The sequence below is a fragment of the uncultured Campylobacter sp. genome (assembly GCF_937997535.1).
In the GTDB taxonomy this organism is placed as follows: domain Bacteria; phylum Campylobacterota; class Campylobacteria; order Campylobacterales; family Campylobacteraceae; genus Campylobacter_B.
This window is the reverse complement of the sequence record NZ_CALKTT010000089.1, coordinates 18,025-32,300: the sequence shown is the minus strand read 5'-3', so window position 1 is coordinate 32,300 and position 14,276 is coordinate 18,025. Positions and strand designations below refer to the sequence as shown.

General features: G+C 47.1%; 13 protein-coding genes, 6 tRNA genes and 2 pseudogenes. 8 read left to right on the top strand and 13 right to left on the bottom strand.

Translation table 11 applies throughout. From position 1 onward, the window contains the following. The 8 genes and pseudogenes from Q0117_RS08395 to Q0117_RS08360 form a co-directional block, all read right to left on the bottom strand. Positions 1-169, bottom strand: a pseudogene (locus tag Q0117_RS08395) (hydroxylamine reductase); the annotation flags it as partial. A gap of 272 nt (positions 170-441) precedes the next feature. Next, positions 442-516, bottom strand: a tRNA-Asn gene (locus Q0117_RS08390). Positions 517-530: 14 nt separating this feature from the next. Next, positions 531-615: transfer RNA gene (locus Q0117_RS08385), tRNA-Leu, on the bottom strand. A 49-nt stretch (positions 616-664) separates the two neighbouring features. Beyond that, positions 665-741, bottom strand: a tRNA-Arg gene (locus Q0117_RS08380). A 15-nt stretch (positions 742-756) separates the two neighbouring features. Beyond that, positions 757-833, bottom strand: a tRNA-Arg gene (locus tag Q0117_RS08375). A 6-nt stretch (positions 834-839) separates the two neighbouring features. Next, positions 840-916 (bottom strand) — tRNA-His (locus tag Q0117_RS08370). 5 nt (positions 917-921) lie between these two features. Continuing rightward, positions 922-998 (bottom strand) — tRNA-Pro (locus Q0117_RS08365). Between the two features lie 74 nt (positions 999-1,072). Then, entirely contained in the window at positions 1,073-1,702 is a 630-nt protein-coding gene (locus Q0117_RS08360; protein ID WP_297924518.1) for a non-canonical purine NTP pyrophosphatase, read from the bottom strand. A 104-nt stretch (positions 1,703-1,806) separates the two neighbouring features. On the opposite strand from Q0117_RS08360, the gene Q0117_RS08355 reads away from it, so the two are divergent. The 4 genes from Q0117_RS08355 to Q0117_RS08340 all read left to right on the top strand — a co-directional run bounded on the left by Q0117_RS08355 (position 1,807) and on the right by Q0117_RS08340 (position 6,547). Continuing rightward, entirely contained in the window at positions 1,807-3,120 is a 1,314-nt protein-coding gene (locus Q0117_RS08355; protein WP_297924516.1) for an MFS transporter, read from the top strand. Further along, entirely contained in the window at positions 3,110-4,318 is a 1,209-nt protein-coding gene (locus Q0117_RS08350; RefSeq protein WP_297924514.1) for a molybdopterin molybdotransferase MoeA, read from the top strand. Before Q0117_RS08355 ends, Q0117_RS08350 begins: the two co-directional genes overlap by 11 nt. Positions 4,319-4,661: 343 nt before the next feature. Then, a complete protein-coding gene (locus Q0117_RS08345; protein ID WP_297924512.1) occupies positions 4,662-5,183 on the top strand; it encodes a DNA-deoxyinosine glycosylase in 522 nt (173 codons plus the stop codon). A 152-nt stretch (positions 5,184-5,335) separates the two neighbouring features. After that, on the top strand, positions 5,336-6,547 hold the full coding sequence (locus Q0117_RS08340) for a toxin-antitoxin system YwqK family antitoxin (protein ID WP_297924510.1): 1,212 nt from the start codon (positions 5,336-5,338) through the stop codon (positions 6,545-6,547). A gap of 1,172 nt (positions 6,548-7,719) precedes the next feature. Here Q0117_RS08340 and Q0117_RS08335 read toward each other — a convergent pair. The 5 genes from Q0117_RS08335 to Q0117_RS08315 are packed head-to-tail and all read right to left on the bottom strand — an operon-like array spanning position 7,720 to position 11,531. Next, a complete protein-coding gene (locus tag Q0117_RS08335; protein ID WP_297924508.1) occupies positions 7,720-7,845 on the bottom strand; it encodes a hypothetical protein in 126 nt (41 codons plus the stop codon). Between the two features lie 40 nt (positions 7,846-7,885). Beyond that, positions 7,886-8,617, bottom strand: a complete 732-nt coding sequence (locus tag Q0117_RS08330) for a superoxide dismutase (RefSeq protein ID WP_297924506.1) — start codon at positions 8,615-8,617, stop codon at positions 7,886-7,888. Beyond that, positions 8,617-8,790 carry a hypothetical protein gene (locus Q0117_RS08325; protein WP_005870938.1) on the bottom strand — a complete coding sequence of 58 codons (174 nt, stop codon included), beginning with the start codon at positions 8,788-8,790 and terminating at the stop codon, positions 8,617-8,619. The genes Q0117_RS08330 and Q0117_RS08325 overlap by 1 nt, the downstream gene beginning before the upstream one ends. Continuing rightward, entirely contained in the window at positions 8,783-10,897 is a 2,115-nt protein-coding gene (locus Q0117_RS08320) for a mechanosensitive ion channel family protein (RefSeq protein ID WP_297924504.1), read from the bottom strand. The genes Q0117_RS08325 and Q0117_RS08320 overlap by 8 nt, the downstream gene beginning before the upstream one ends. Beyond that, positions 10,863-11,531: a carbonic anhydrase gene (locus Q0117_RS08315; protein WP_177389381.1), complete on the bottom strand. Its 669-nt coding sequence runs from the start codon at positions 11,529-11,531 to the stop codon at positions 10,863-10,865. The genes Q0117_RS08320 and Q0117_RS08315 overlap by 35 nt, the downstream gene beginning before the upstream one ends. 131 nt (positions 11,532-11,662) lie before the next feature. Between Q0117_RS08315 and Q0117_RS08310 the strand changes: the two genes are divergently transcribed. From Q0117_RS08310 to pyrE, 4 genes and pseudogenes are all read left to right on the top strand, one after another. Continuing rightward, positions 11,663-12,358 (top strand): Bax inhibitor-1/YccA family protein, encoded by a 696-nt coding sequence (locus Q0117_RS08310; protein WP_297924502.1) that lies wholly within the window; start codon positions 11,663-11,665, stop codon positions 12,356-12,358. A 95-nt stretch (positions 12,359-12,453) separates the two neighbouring features. After that, positions 12,454-12,726: pseudogene (gene secG / locus Q0117_RS10670) on the top strand (preprotein translocase subunit SecG); the annotation flags it as partial. Between the two features lie 350 nt (positions 12,727-13,076). Beyond that, positions 13,077-13,634: a ribosome recycling factor gene (gene frr, locus Q0117_RS08300; RefSeq protein ID WP_297924498.1), complete on the top strand. Its 558-nt coding sequence runs from the start codon at positions 13,077-13,079 to the stop codon at positions 13,632-13,634. A gap of 3 nt (positions 13,635-13,637) precedes the next feature. Continuing rightward, complete coding sequence (gene pyrE / locus Q0117_RS08295) at positions 13,638-14,249, top strand: orotate phosphoribosyltransferase (RefSeq protein WP_297924496.1); 612 nt, start codon at positions 13,638-13,640, stop codon at positions 14,247-14,249. Positions 14,250-14,276: the final 27 nt, after the last annotated feature.

Below are 14,276 nucleotides of genomic sequence, written 5' to 3'. Positions count from 1 at the left end.
CGTGGTGGCGGTAGGCGCTAAGGCCCTTAAGCCCGAAAACCATAGTGTCTTGAAGCAGGCTTAATGTGGAATTTTTGCCACAGGTACCGCGGTCTTGGCCTTTGGCGCCGCAGCCCTCGGGCGCGCTCATTTGGCACTGATGACAGAACATCTCTAGATTGTCGCTCATAGAAATCCTTTATAAAAAATTTAGTTGGTAATTTTAAGATTTTATTTAGGCAAAAAAATTGATTATAATCAATAAATAGCTAAATTTTATCAAATTTATTTACAAAATGAGAATTTTAAATTTTATAAAAGGTATTCTAGATTGCTTAGAAAGCATAACGAGAAATTAGAATATTAAAAAATTTCTGGAACAAATTTTTATAAAACTAAGAAAACTTAAAGCTCTTTAAACATCGATAAAATCAGGGGTCTAAAGGAATTTTTGAGTATATATGGCTCCGGATGCTGGATTCGAACCAGCGACCAAGCGGTTAACAGCCGCCTACTCTACCGCTGAGCTAATCCGGAACGCGTAGAATGGATGGTGCGGATGAAAGGACTTGAACCTTCATGCCGTGAGGCGCCAGATCCTAAGTCTGGTGTGTCTGCCAATTTCACCACATCCGCAAAAAAGAAAGCGCATATTAGCCAAAAAGCTCTTAATATGAGCTTAATATGGTACGCCCAAGAGGATTCGAACCTCTGGCCTACGGCTTAGAAGGCCGTTGCTCTATCCAACTGAGCTATGAGCGCAAAATATCAAATCAGTGGTACGCTCGAAAGGAGTCGAACCTTCAACCTACAGATCCGAAGTCTGTTGCTCTATCCAATTGAGCTACGAGCGCATAAAGTGGGGTGAGTTGTGGGAATCGAACCCACGACCCTCAGGACCACAATCTGATGCTCTAACCTACTGAGCTAAACTCACCACAATGGTCGGAGCGAAAGGATTCGAACCTTCGACCCTCTGGTCCCAAACCAGATGCGCTACCAGCCTGCGCTACGCTCCGAAGATTTTCGTGGATTGAATGAAAAGCGTATTATATATATTTTTTCTTAAATTCCGCTTTTTGCGGCTTTAAATTTAATGAAATTTAACAAATCTCATCTGTTTTTCTAAATTTTTCAATAAAATTTGCATCAGCGCCAGCCCCTTCGTGCGATGCGAAATTTTAAATTTCACCGCAGCGGGCAGCTCCCCGATAGTGCGGTCAAATCCGCGCGGAATAAACATAAAATCGTATCCGAATCCGTTTTGCCCCCGCTGCTGCGTTATCGCCGTGCCATACATAAAGCCGTGCGTGCAAAACTCGCCCAGAGCGCATTTTAGCGCGATCGCCGCCGTGTAATGCGCGGATGAGGAATCTAAATTTAAAGCTCTCAGCTCGCTTGCTAATTTCTCGCGATTGCTCGCATCCGTTGCGCCCGGACCGCTAAAGCGCGCCGAAAATATTCCCGGGGCCCCGCCTAGCGCATCCACGCAGATACCGCTATCGTCGCTTAACACAAAAAATTCGCTCTGTAAATTTTTACTTTTTAGTGCCTCATGCACTGCGCGAACTTTGATAAGCGCGTTTTGTTTGAAGCTCGTGCCGCACTCGTCGATCTCAAAAGGATCCAGCACCTCGCCGAGCGCGTAAATTTCATATTCTGCGAAGAATTCTTTTATCTCTTTTACTTTATCCGCGTTGCTCGTCGCAAGTAAAATTTTCATCCGCTCTCCTTAAATTTAATGCGCCATTTTACCCAAAATCAAAGAATTCATTACGATTTTTGGCTATAATCGCCAGAAATTTTATACTTTTAAGGTTCACAACAATGCTAAAAAGCGTCCTGCCGCTTAGTTTTATAATCGCTACCAGATTTTTTGGGCTGTTTATACTGCTGCCGGTACTCAGCCTCTACGCCCTTAGCCTGCGCGGTGCCAACGAAGATCTTATCGGCCTGCTCTTTGGAATTTACGCCATTACGCAGATGATTCTGCAAACCCCGTTTGGAGTGCTAAGCGATAAGATCGGGCGCAAAAACACCCTTGCGATCGGGCTTTGCGTATTCATCATCGGCTCCTCGGTCTGTGCATTTAGCGAGGAGATCCACGCGATGATCTTCGGGCGATTTTTGCAGGGCTGCGGTGCGGTCGGTGCGGTCGCAACGGCACTGATAAGCGATTTTACCACTGAAGAGGAGCGCGGCAAGGCGATGGCGATAATGGGCGCGATGATAGGCGTGAGCTTCGGTGCAGCGATGATTTTAAGCCCCTATCTTAGCGCAAAATACGGCCTTGCGAGCCTCTTTCATCTCAGCTCGGCGCTTACGTTTTTGTGTCTGCTGCTTTTATTCTTAGTCATTCCTAAAGAGCCGCAGATCCGCTCTTTCAAACAAAAAATACCGCTTCCTCTGCTGCTAAAAGATAAAAATTTGATGCTGATGAATTTAACGAATTTTTTCCAAAAGGCCTTCATGACGACGGCGTTTTTACTCATTCCTATTTTGCTCGTGCAGAAGCTGGGCCTTAGCAAAAACGACCTCATCAAGGTTTACGCGCTCGCGGCGGTTTTCGGCTTTGCCTCGATGGGCGCTAGCGGCGCGCTCGGCGAAAAAAAGGCGCTTGCGAAGCAGCTTTTGCTCCTTGGAATCTGCTTTTTCGTGCTTTCCTATCTGATCTTTGCGCTCGCGCATTCCGCGGGCATATTTATCGTGGGCGTGATGATATTTTTCGTCGGGTTTAACGTACACGAACCCATCATGCAAAGCCTCGCGTCGAAATTTGCCAAAGCTGGCCAAAAGGGCGCCGCACTCGGGATTTTTAATTCGTTCGGATTTTTCGGTAGCTTCGTCGGCGGACTTTGCGGCGGCATACTTTTCGGTAAAATCGGCGTTTTTGCCCTAGGTATCGCGGTTGCGGCGCTTGGTTGCGTTTGGTTCATTTTGCTTTTAAGCCTTACCGATCCTAAAATTTTTAAAAATTTATACTTCCAAAAGGGCACTGACGACGATTTTGCCGCGCTTAAAGATCAAAACGGCGTGATCGAAATTTACGAAACCGATAAAAATTTAGTCGTAAAATTCAACTCAAATTTAATAAACGAAGAGCAGATATACAAAACTTTAAAGGGTCAAAATGGAATTTGAAAAATTTGAAAGTGCGATGGAGCGCTTCGCAAATACGGTGCAAAAGTCATCGCGCATCGAGAAGGTCGCGATCACTCAGGCGCTAGGGCGTATTTTAGCAAGCGACGTCGCGGCGCCTTTTAGCACTCCGCGCCGCCCGACCGCCGCGATGGACGGCTACGCGCTAAAGGGCGCGGATCTGAGCGAGGGAGCTAAATTTAAGATCGTCGGCACGACGCCTGCAGGCAAAATGCCTGGCGCCGCGGCAAAGGCGGGCGAGTGCGTCAAAACCTTCACCGGCGGGCTCATGTGCGAGGGCAGCGACACGCTTCTGCCGATCGAAAACGTGCAGGTGCAAGGCGGCGAAATTATCGTCACAAAGCCTGTCGCAGCGTGCTTTGCCGTGCGCGCGGCGGGCGAGAGCTACCGCGAGGGCGAGCTTTTGCTTCGTAGCGGCACGAAGCTCGGATTTTCGCAGATCGCGCTGCTAGCCGAGCTTGGTCTATTTCACATAAGCGTATTCGTCCGCCCAAAAGTAGCGATCCTAGCCACCGGCAGCGAGATCAAGGATCTGGGCGAAAAGCTCGAAAACGACGCTCAAATTTACAGCTCCAACCACATCGCGCTTGCAAATTTAGTAACGCAACTAGGCTGCGAAGCGATGATAATGCCTCTAGTACGCGATGACGAAAAAGAGCTAGAAGGCGCGATCCTATCGGCTTTACAGAGCGCCGACATGCTTCTAACTAGCGGCGGAGTGAGCGTCGGAGACTACGATTTCGTGCAAAGCACGCTGCAATCAAAATTTGAGCTAATCGTAAAGGGCGCGGCGATCAAACCGGGCCGCCACGTGCGCGTAGCCAAAACCGGCGAAAAATATATCTTCGCGTTCCCCGGCTTCCCGCTCTCGGCGCTCATTACGTGCATTTTGTTTTTGCGCATATATTTGCAAAAGTCCTTCGGCGTGCACGAAAACACCGAATTTAGCGCAATCTTAGATCACGACTACGTAAAAAAGACGCCGTGGCTGGAATTTATGCCCGCGCTCTTGCAAAACAGAGACGGGCGGCTTTTTGTTAGCCTGCAAAGCAAAAAGCAGGGCTCCAGCGCGATTTTGAACAATTTAGACGACGATAGCGTCCTGCTAGTCGCGCCGCTAGAGGTCAAAGAGCTCAAAAAAGGCGAGCTCGTGCGCGTAATCTCGGTACCTAAAATTTAGCGCGTAGCGTTTCGGCGGCAGTTGCGGTGGATGGAATTTTAATTGCCGCGAGGGTTAAAATTTTGCCGCTGCGAAGCGCTGAATTTAGTCGCAAAAGCTCTGATTTGGGATTTTGAAAAGTTGAAATTTAGACCCAAATCGCACGCCGCGGTAGGCTCATCATAATTTTTACCGCGCGCCGTATCAGAACAAGCAGGCGCGCCGAAATCTTTGCCGCCGCGCAATTTTAGCCCAAGCTGTTTCACTGGCAAAATTCGGGTATTTACGAGAGATAAGCGAAAATGAAAGATAAATTTTATAGCGCTCCGGCGGGCGTTTTCGGCGAATACAAAGCGGGTGTAAAATGAGCCAAACTCACCCTTTTAAGCCGATTTTCGATCAAAATTCTAAAATTTTAATCCTCGGCTCCTTTCCCTCCGCCCCCTCTCGCAAGCTGGGCTTTTACTACGCAAATCCGCAAAATCGCTTCTGGCGGGTGCTGGCGCAAATTTTAAACGCGCCGCCGCCTACGAGCACGGAGGAAAAGATAAAATTCCTGCTCGCCCGCCGCATCGCCATCTACGACGCTGCGATCTGCTGCGAGATAAAGGGCTCAAGTGACGCCAAAATGACCGCCGTCGTGCCTGCAAATTTAGAGCCGATCTTTAGCGGCGCGCACATCGCGCAAGTTTACACAAACGGCGGCAAGGCGCACGAAATCTGCGAAAAATACCTAAAAACTCAAATTTTAAACACAACGGGCAAAGAACCCGTCAAGCTACCCTCGACTAGCCCTGCGAATGCAAATTTTAGTTTTGAAAGGCTCGTTGGCGAGTGGACGATCGTCGCGGATATGTTAAAGAGCCCGCCGAAATTTAACGTTTAACTCCGTTAAATAGTACGTGATAAGCTTACGCGCACGGCACGCGTCCAACGCCATAAACCAAATCCACAGCCCAAACTCCGCGAGGATTTATCTAAAATTTAGCTTCAAATTTTAAAATTCTTCAAATTTAACCAAGCCAAAGGAAGCAAAATATGAAAACCCGCAAAGCCGCGCAAAATTCGCTCAATTTGGGCTTAAATTTAATGCGAAGTTTTAGCTTTCCAAGCGCATTAAAGTTCCTGCTTCTGCTTCCGCTTTTGGCGCTAGGCGCGCAAGCTCTGGAGTCAAAAAGCGTAATGCAACCCGAGCCGGTCCTAAAAAACGGCCTGTATTTCGTAGCAGACAAGCCCTACAGCGGGACGCTCAAGGTGCTGCACTACAGCGCCGAGGATCTCTACGACGTAAACTTTATGGGCGTCGTCTACCCCAGAGCAAAGCCGCTGCCGCCCACGCTTATCAGAGAGATCGACGTAAAGAACGGCACCGCGGTGCTTCAGCGCGATTACTTTGACGGCAGAGATAAGCCCTCAAACGAATATCCGCTAAAAAACGGCCTGTACGACGGCGTCGCGAAGAGCTACTACGCGGACGGCGGCGAGCTGAGATCGCAGAGCGAATACAAAGCCGGCAAGCGCGAGGGTTTTTACAAGCTGTATTATCAGGAAAGCGGCAAGCTAAAGCAGCAGGGCGCGTATAAAAATGATAGGCGCGAGGGCGTTTTTACCGATTACTACGAAAGCGGCGAAGTAAGCGCGCGCCATCCGTATAAGGGCGGGCTGCGAAACGGCAAGGACGTGGATTATTACAAAAGCGGCAAAGTGCGCGGGGAGCGAAGCTACAAAGGGGGTAATAGGCAGGGCGTAGAGAGATGGTATCACGCTAACGGCGCGCTAAAGCAGACGGGCGCATACAAGGATGACCGCAAACAGGGCGTTTGGAAGTTATTTTACGAGGACGGCAAGACGCGCGTAGTCGAAAATTTCAAAGACGGCGAGCGCGACGGCGCCGTGCGCGAATACTACGCAAGCGGCGCGCTGCAGGGCGAATACGAGTTTGAGCGCGACAGCCAAACGGGAGAGGCGCGGCAGTACTACGAGAGTGGCGCGCTTGCGGCGAAGGTGATGTTCAGAGACGGGCGCAAACACGGGCTTTATGAAACATATCACGAAAACGGCACGCTCAAAGCTAGAGTAACATTTAAGGATGGGCTGGAGACAGGCACGGTGAAGCACTACTACGCAGACGGCAAGCTCGAAGCCGAGGGCGAGTTTGAGCGTGGCAGGCTCGTGCGCGCCAAAAAATACGACGAAGCGGGCAATCTAATCAGCGATAAATCCGATAAAAACGGGCTCGCAAGAGAGTAAAGCAGGCTAAATTTTAAAATTTTAAGCGGATTTGGGGCTTTGAGTAGGCTTAGAATTTTAAATAAGCCAGGAAATTTAAGCAGACGCGACTTTGAGTTTTCGGCGGCTACAGCTTTGCATTTTCAATATTGGCTTTTTGCTTTAAGCGAGCAAGATTTTGCGTTTTTAAGCGCGGCTTCACGTCTTAAATAAATTTAGCTTTACCTTTCGAGCTAGCGCGGTTTTTAATTTTATTAGGCGTAGCTCTATACTTTAAATAGACACGACTTCGCGTTTCGAGCGAGTGCGGCTTTTGTATTTTTGGGGTGCGGCTTTGAATTTTATTGAGTATGTCTTCGAATTTTAAGCGAACGTGGTTTGCACTTTTGATTTGGCGTGCATGCCGCGCGACGAGTGCCGCCTTAACGGACTAATTTTATGTTTGTGAAGTGATGTGCTGCGTTTAAACGAGTAAAATTCTGCGTCTAGCGGCTTTATACGGCGCGCGAATACGGCTCGGCGCTTTAACTAACGAGGTTTCGTGCAGCGCAGCTCGTCGCACGATTTGAGCTGATGCGGTTAAAATTCCGTGCCATATTTTGGCGCACGTAGTGTGCGGGTGCGTCCGGCGTGGCATAACTTGGCTTTCGATGCGGCTCCTTTTTTTCGGCATGACGAGCTAACTTTGGCGCGGTGCAAATTTTTAAAATTTAAAGCGAAATTTCAAGCCGAAACAGCACTGAAATTTTACCCGCCGAAAGGATAAATTCGACGATCGATTTCCGTTAAATTTAGCCCGCAAGCCGCAAGCTGTGCTATTCGGGCGTAAATTTCAAACCCGCCGCGCCCCGCCTTTGGCGCAGCAAATTTTATCTAGACAGATAACAATTTTACGAACTATCTATAATTACAACTTTAAAATTTTACAAGACGCTCGCTCGTAGCGTTAAATTTCAATACGCGGGCAGTGGAAATTTTAAGAAAGCAGAGCTAGATAAAGCGAAATTTCACATAAGGTCTGTGCAATGCGGCATTTGCGCACAAGATATAAGCGCTGAAAAGGAGAAGCATTCGGAATTTGGCGCGTAACGAGCGGTGAACTATAGTCAAACAAACTTCAAATTAAAAATCTTAAATTTTAATCCGCAGACGCCAAATGAGCTCAAGATCAAAATCCACGTAAATTTATACGGCTAGATAGCAAGCCTAAGGTCTTGCGACGCCACGGGCTGCGCGGTGCAGTATTCGCGAGGCAAAATATAGACGCCGAGAAGCGGAAGGCGCTTGGAATTTAGCGCGTGGCAGTCATAGAGAGCCAATAATCCGCAGTGCTCGAAGCTGTGTAACAAAAGCCCAAATCTACCCGCAGCAGCCACAATCGCAGCGCGAGGAGGCAGCGGGGTGAAGCTCGCTGATGTAGAGCTTTACGGAGTCAAGTCCTTGCTTTTTTGCCTGGAAGTAGGCGTCGCTTGCAAAGCCAAAGTCCGCAAAACGCAAGAAATTCTCCACGTAGAACTTGCGCGCATTTTGATGATCGACATAATAGGCGTGCTCCCAAAGATCGCAGGCTAAAAGCGGAATTTTACCATGCACGATCGGCGTGTCCGCATTTTGCGTCGTGATGATTTCTAAATTCGCGCCGCGCTCGTCGCATGCAAGCCAGCACCAGCCGCTACCGAAAAGCCCCAGTGCGCGCTTTAAAAACTCGCTTTTCAAATTTTCTATCCCGCCGAAAGCCTGAGCTAAAGCGTCCGCGAGCTCGCCGCTAGGCTCGCTTGGCTGCGCGATGCAGTCGAAGTAAAAATCGTGGTTGTAAATTTCAGAAGCGTTGTTAAAAATACGGCTAAAACCTAGGCAAATTTGATAGAGCTTTGAAATTTGCGAAAACTCGCACTCCTCGCCGCGCGCCTCCCTGAACGACTGCGTGATGATCGTAAAAAGATCCGCGTTTTGTATCGGCGTATCCGCAATGTCTCGATTTAGGGCGGAGACATAGTCCTCGCAAAGCCCGCCGTGATGAAATTTCAAACTCTGTAGGCTCGCGATTTTATTCGTGCGCGGATCAAAAGGCAGCACCCTGGATCTAAACACTAATAATCCTCGCTGTCCAAATCGCTATAATCGTTAAAACCGTCGTCGTCTTCGTAGCTATAATCGTCCTCGTCGTAGTTGTAGTTGTAACTCTCGTCGCCTCCGATTAGATCATCGTCCTCATATTCGTCCTCATCGAACTCTTCGTCTTCGAAGTCATCGAAATCAGCCATTTTGCTCTCCTTTGTCGTTGGAATTTACTTTTGATTTTACGCATTCGCTTGCTATTTCCGGGATATTTTCGATATAAACGCTCTGTGATGGGAAGGCAAACGATAGTCCGTTTTGCTCCACGATCTCCATTATTTTAAATAAAACATCCTCTTTCGTTTGGATGAAATTTGCCCATATTACGGTTTTTGTGAAGCAGTAAACTAAAATGTTAATAGACGAATCGCCAAAGCTATCTAACGCCACGAACATAGTGCTTTTATAGCCCGCTAAATCGTCGATAGAGACCATATTTTGTCTATAGCGCATACGAAAATCTTTAGAATTCAATGCCGTATCTGCAGATTGAGCGATGCCTGGGTGAGATTTTAGCATCTCTTTGATGTCGTTTACGCACTTTCGAAGTTGAGCCGTGCTCGCACCGTATTCGACGCCCACGGTAAGCTTTAAATTCCGTCCTACCTTCCTGCGGCTCCAGTTTTTGATATTTTGCGCCATTATGTTGGAATTCGGCACAAAAACAAGAGCGTTATCAAAGGTCCTGATCGTCGTCTTTCTAAAGCCCGTTTCTACGACGTTTCCTTCTATGTCTCCTAATACGACCCAATCACCTTGCGAGAATGAATTATCAAATAATAGCATCACGGATGAGAAGAAATTTGCGATGATGTCCTTAGTCGCAAACGCGATCGCAAGTCCGCCGATTCCAAGCGATGCCATAAGAGCCGAGATATCAAAGCCTAGACGCTTTAGCACCAAAAGCGCGGCGATGATGATTACGATGACGTATAGAATTTTAACGACTAGATTTATGATATCTTTTCTGACGCCTTTTTTCGTGATGTTTCCAAGCACGATAATACCGTAACCGTCGATGATTTCGATAATGAGCCATGCCCAAAGCACCACGTAAACGATCGAGAATAAATTTGCAAATTTTATCGGCACAGGCGCCGGATAATAAAATATACTAAGACAGATATCGACCGAATAAGCGATCAGCAAAATACCCATCGGACGCTTGATGATGCCTACTACTTGCGTTTTTAGAGTTTCGCTATCCAGCGAAAAGCTTTTATTAAAGAATTTAAATACGAAATAGATAATGTTGGCAAGCAGTCTGCGAAGCGAGTAGAAAAATAGCGTAATCAGCGTGATCAAAATGAGCTTGCCGAAATTTACGTGGCTGAGCTTAAACGGAATTTTATCGTTGATATAATCAATCACCGATTTAAAATTTAAGCTCGTAAAAACCACGCTGCTTGCGAGTAGATCGCTATTTCGCGACAGATACGTAAGCACCTCGTCGTAGGTCTGCTTGTCGTTTTTCAAATCGTTGATTTTAGACTCTAAGGCGTCTATTTGCTCTTGACTGCTTAGATTGTTTTTCAAATCATTAAGTTTGCTAAAATCCCTAGTCTGGATATTTAGTAGCGTGCTACTCAGCTCGCTTTCAAGCGCGCTTCTGCTTGCGCCGTTTACAAACATATCCTCAATTTTCATAAGTGAGGTATAAAAGATCTCTGCCATCTCCATTTTTTCCAAATCCGCGCTTGCATTTACGTATTCGGGAGAGCTCTGCTTTTTGGCGTATTTTTTTAGCGTAGTTTGGATGTTCTTTTTATTTTGCGCATACGACATTATGCTTTCGATATCCATATCCTGCTGCGTAATTGCAAAAGGTAGGCGATCAAAGAGCTTAGCTTTATTGCGATCGATGGCGTCCAATTCGTTTTTGCTCGCGTTGGCATCGCCGCCGTTAAGCAGGGAGCTGCGCTGCAAATTTAGCTTTTTAATCTCTTTGATTACAGAGATAAGCGTCTCGCCGTTAGGAGCTTTTTTCTGCGAAGTCTCCGTTTTAGCGACCTTTTCTGCGATCATATTTATTACTTCAGTTTTATTGCCATCCTCTGCACCAAGGGATTTGGATAAAATTTTAGCGACTTCCTTTTTGATCTCGGTTTTGTTGTTTTCTAAAGTAAGATTTGCCTCTGGAGTAGAAGAATTCGTCTCTACAAAGCTTCCCTCGCCGGTCGTGTTGAGGTCTGCAAACGCTAAAGCGGCGCTAAAAAGACTAATCGTTAAAAAGCTGATTATAGATTTTTTCATAATCCATTCCCTTATTTAATAGCGTAAAATGCGCGCCTTCGTCGTCGTAGTTGAATAGCTCGCCCGTTTCGATGACGTAGTGCCAGCCGTAAATTTTAATCTCGCCGTTTTTGTAGGCGTCTTTAATGCCAGGAAAGCTAAGTAAATTTTGCATGGAATTTATAATATTTAGCCGCTCGGTGATCCACTCGCGCTTGTCGGCGCCGATATCTTTTAGCTTTTCGACCTCGTCTTTTACAGGCTGCATTAAATTTAGCCAGCGCCTTACGTTTGGAATTTTTTCGAGCTTTTTTGCGTCATAAAACAGCGCCGCGCAGCCCCCGCAGTTGCTGTGCCCACAAACGATGATATTTTTGATATTTAGCGAATATAGCGCGTATTCAATCGCTGAGGTAGTTGCTAAAAATTCCTCGCTAATTCGGTATGGAGGAACGACGTTTGCAATATTTCGTACAACAAAAAGCTCTCCTGGAAGCGTCGAGGTAATTAAGCTTGGCACCACTCGCGAGTCAGAGCAGCCGATAAAAAGTGTGTGGGGCTTTTGATGATTTGCCAGACTCCCGAAAAGCTCGGCATGCTCGGCAAAATTTTCTTCCATAAATTTAATAGCTCCATTTATTAACTGGCTGGGCATACTTTCTCCTTAAAAAAGTCGGGAATTATATATTACTTTCATAAATAGATAGAATTCTGGGAATTTTTAATTATATATTTACCAAATTTTCGCTAAACTCCCCGCTCATAAATCAAAAGAAGGAGAAAAATATGAGTCTATACGACAGACGAAATTACGCGGACGGCTATGAGCTATCGGACGCATCACTAGAACAAGGACGAATCTCTCAGACTATCAAACAAACCTACGCGCTTCTAACCGCTTCGATGATAGCTGCGGCGGCAGGGGCTTTTGTGGCGATGAATTTCGGCGTGAGCTTGGCTCTTCATCCGATTTTATATCTGGTAGTTTTAATGGGGCTGATCTTCGGTATGCAAGCAGCCGTAAATCGCGGCGCCAACACGATCGCGCTGGTTTTGCTTTTTGCATTTACCTTTATTACCGGTCTTACTCTAGGTAAATTGATCGCTATTTATATCGCAGCAGGCGCTGGAGACGTAGTAACGCATGCGTTCGTGGCTACGGCGATTACTTTCGGTGCTCTTACCGTTTATGCGATGAATACAAAGACAAATTTCGACTCTTGGGGAAAGCCGCTATTGGTATCGCTTGTGGCTATTATCGTGCTAAGCCTTTTGAACTACTTCTTTTTCAAAAGCACCGTGCTTGATATAGCGATTTCAGCTTTTTCGGCTTTAATCTTTTCTATGTATATCATCTACGATACTAAAAATATTATAAACGGCACCTATACTTCACCGATAATGGCTGCCGTAGATATGTATCTAAACATCTACAACCTCTTCCTTTCGCTGCTAAGAATTTTCGGCGCAAGCAGAGACTAAATTTTACGCACCGCTTCGTGCGGTGCACTCTTAACTTAAAATTTATAAATCTTTTATTATAATCGCAAATTCAATTTTTTCAAAAGGTTTTTATAGTGACTACGTTATTTTTGGTTTTACAAGTCGTCTTCGCCGTGATAATTACGATCTCCGTTCTGCTGCAAAAGAGCTCTTCTATTGGGCTTGGCGCATACAGCGGAAGCAACGAAAGCTTATTCGGAGCGAAGGGGCCTGCGGGGTTTTTAGCTAAATTTACCGCTGCAATGGGAATTTTATTCGTGATAAATACACTTGTGCTTGCGTATTTCTATCAGCAAGATGCTAAATCTTCCGTAGTCGATCGCGTCAAGATCGAAGCGAATGCTACTAAATCCGGGCCAAACGCTGTCCCTGGCGTGCCATCCATCCCAGCTTCAGGCGCAAAGCCTAATTTCGCTCCGGCAAGCACCGAATCAAATTCCATAATTAGCGGCGAGACCAATGCGACGGATATGAAAATCGAAGCACCCGCAGCTCCTGCGACCGATACTGCCGCAGCTAGCGCGTCTGCTCGGTCGCAAGCATCAAGCGATACCAATGCCAGCGCCGCTTCCGCAGATCAAAACACAACCAAATAAACTCTAAATTTTAAAATTTAAAAGCGCAAAATCCGCGCTTTTAAATGCTATTCTTATTTTTTTAACGCTATAATTTCGCAAATTTTATTTAAAGGATTTGAATGCTAGAAGCTATCTACAAAGAGCAAAGAGCAAACGGCGATCGAGCTATCGAGGCTTTGAAAAAGGACTTTACGACGCTACGTACCGGCAAGGTGAGCGTGGCGATCCTAGATCATATTTTCGTGGATTATTACGGCTCGCAAACTCCGCTAAATCAGGTCGCGACCGTCCTTTCGACCGATGCGGTTACGATCTCGATCACGCCGTGGGAAAAACCGATGCTAAAGACGATCGAAAGCGCGATCGCAGCGGCGAATATCGGTGTCAATCCGACTAACGACGGCGAGAGCGTGAAGCTATTTTTCCCCCCGATGACGCTCGAGCAGCGCCAAGAAAACGCTAAAAAAGCAAAAGCAATGGGCGAGAAAGCTAAAATCGGCATTCGCAACGTCCGCAAAGACGCCAACGACGAGATCAAAAAGCTCGAAAAAGACAAAGCGATCTCCGAAGACGACGCCAAAAAGGGCTACGACGAGGTGCAAAAGATCACCGACTCTTACTCAAGCAAGATCGACGACGCAGTTAAGGCCAAAGAAGCCGAGCTTTTGAAGGTCTGAGCTGTGAATATAGAAAAAATCTATCGCGACTGCGGCGCATATCTGCGAGGGCATTTTCTGCTTTCAAGCGGCAATCATTCGGAATTTTATCTGCAAAGCGCCAAAGTACTTGAAGATCCGCAGCTAGCAGGACAGCTAGCAGACGAGCTCGCCGCTATCATCGAAAAAGCGGGTGTGGAGTTTGATAGTGTCTGCTCGCCCGCGCTGGGAGGAATTTTAGCGGGCTACGAGCTAGCTCGCGCGGCAAAAAAGCGCTTCATCTTTACCGAGCGCGTAGATCGCGTGATGAGCCTGCGCCGCGGCTTTGAAGTGCATAAGGGCGAGAGATTTATCGTCTGCGAAGACATCGTCACGACGGGCGGCTCTGCTCTTGAGAGCGCCAGGCTCATCGAAAACCTCGGCGGCGAGGTCGTGGGCTTTGCCGCGCTTGCCAATCGCGGGTTTTGCAAGGTCGCAAATTTAGCGGGCAGCAGTGCTAAGGCTGGCGCCAAGCTGCCCGCGGATAAGCCGTTTTTTGCGCTAGGCAATTTCGAGTTTGAAATTTACGAGCCCGCGACCTGCCCGCTTTGTGCTGCCGGAAGTAAGGCGATCAAGCCAGGTAGTCGCGGAAACTAGGTGCCGATTGCCGCTAACAAACTGCAG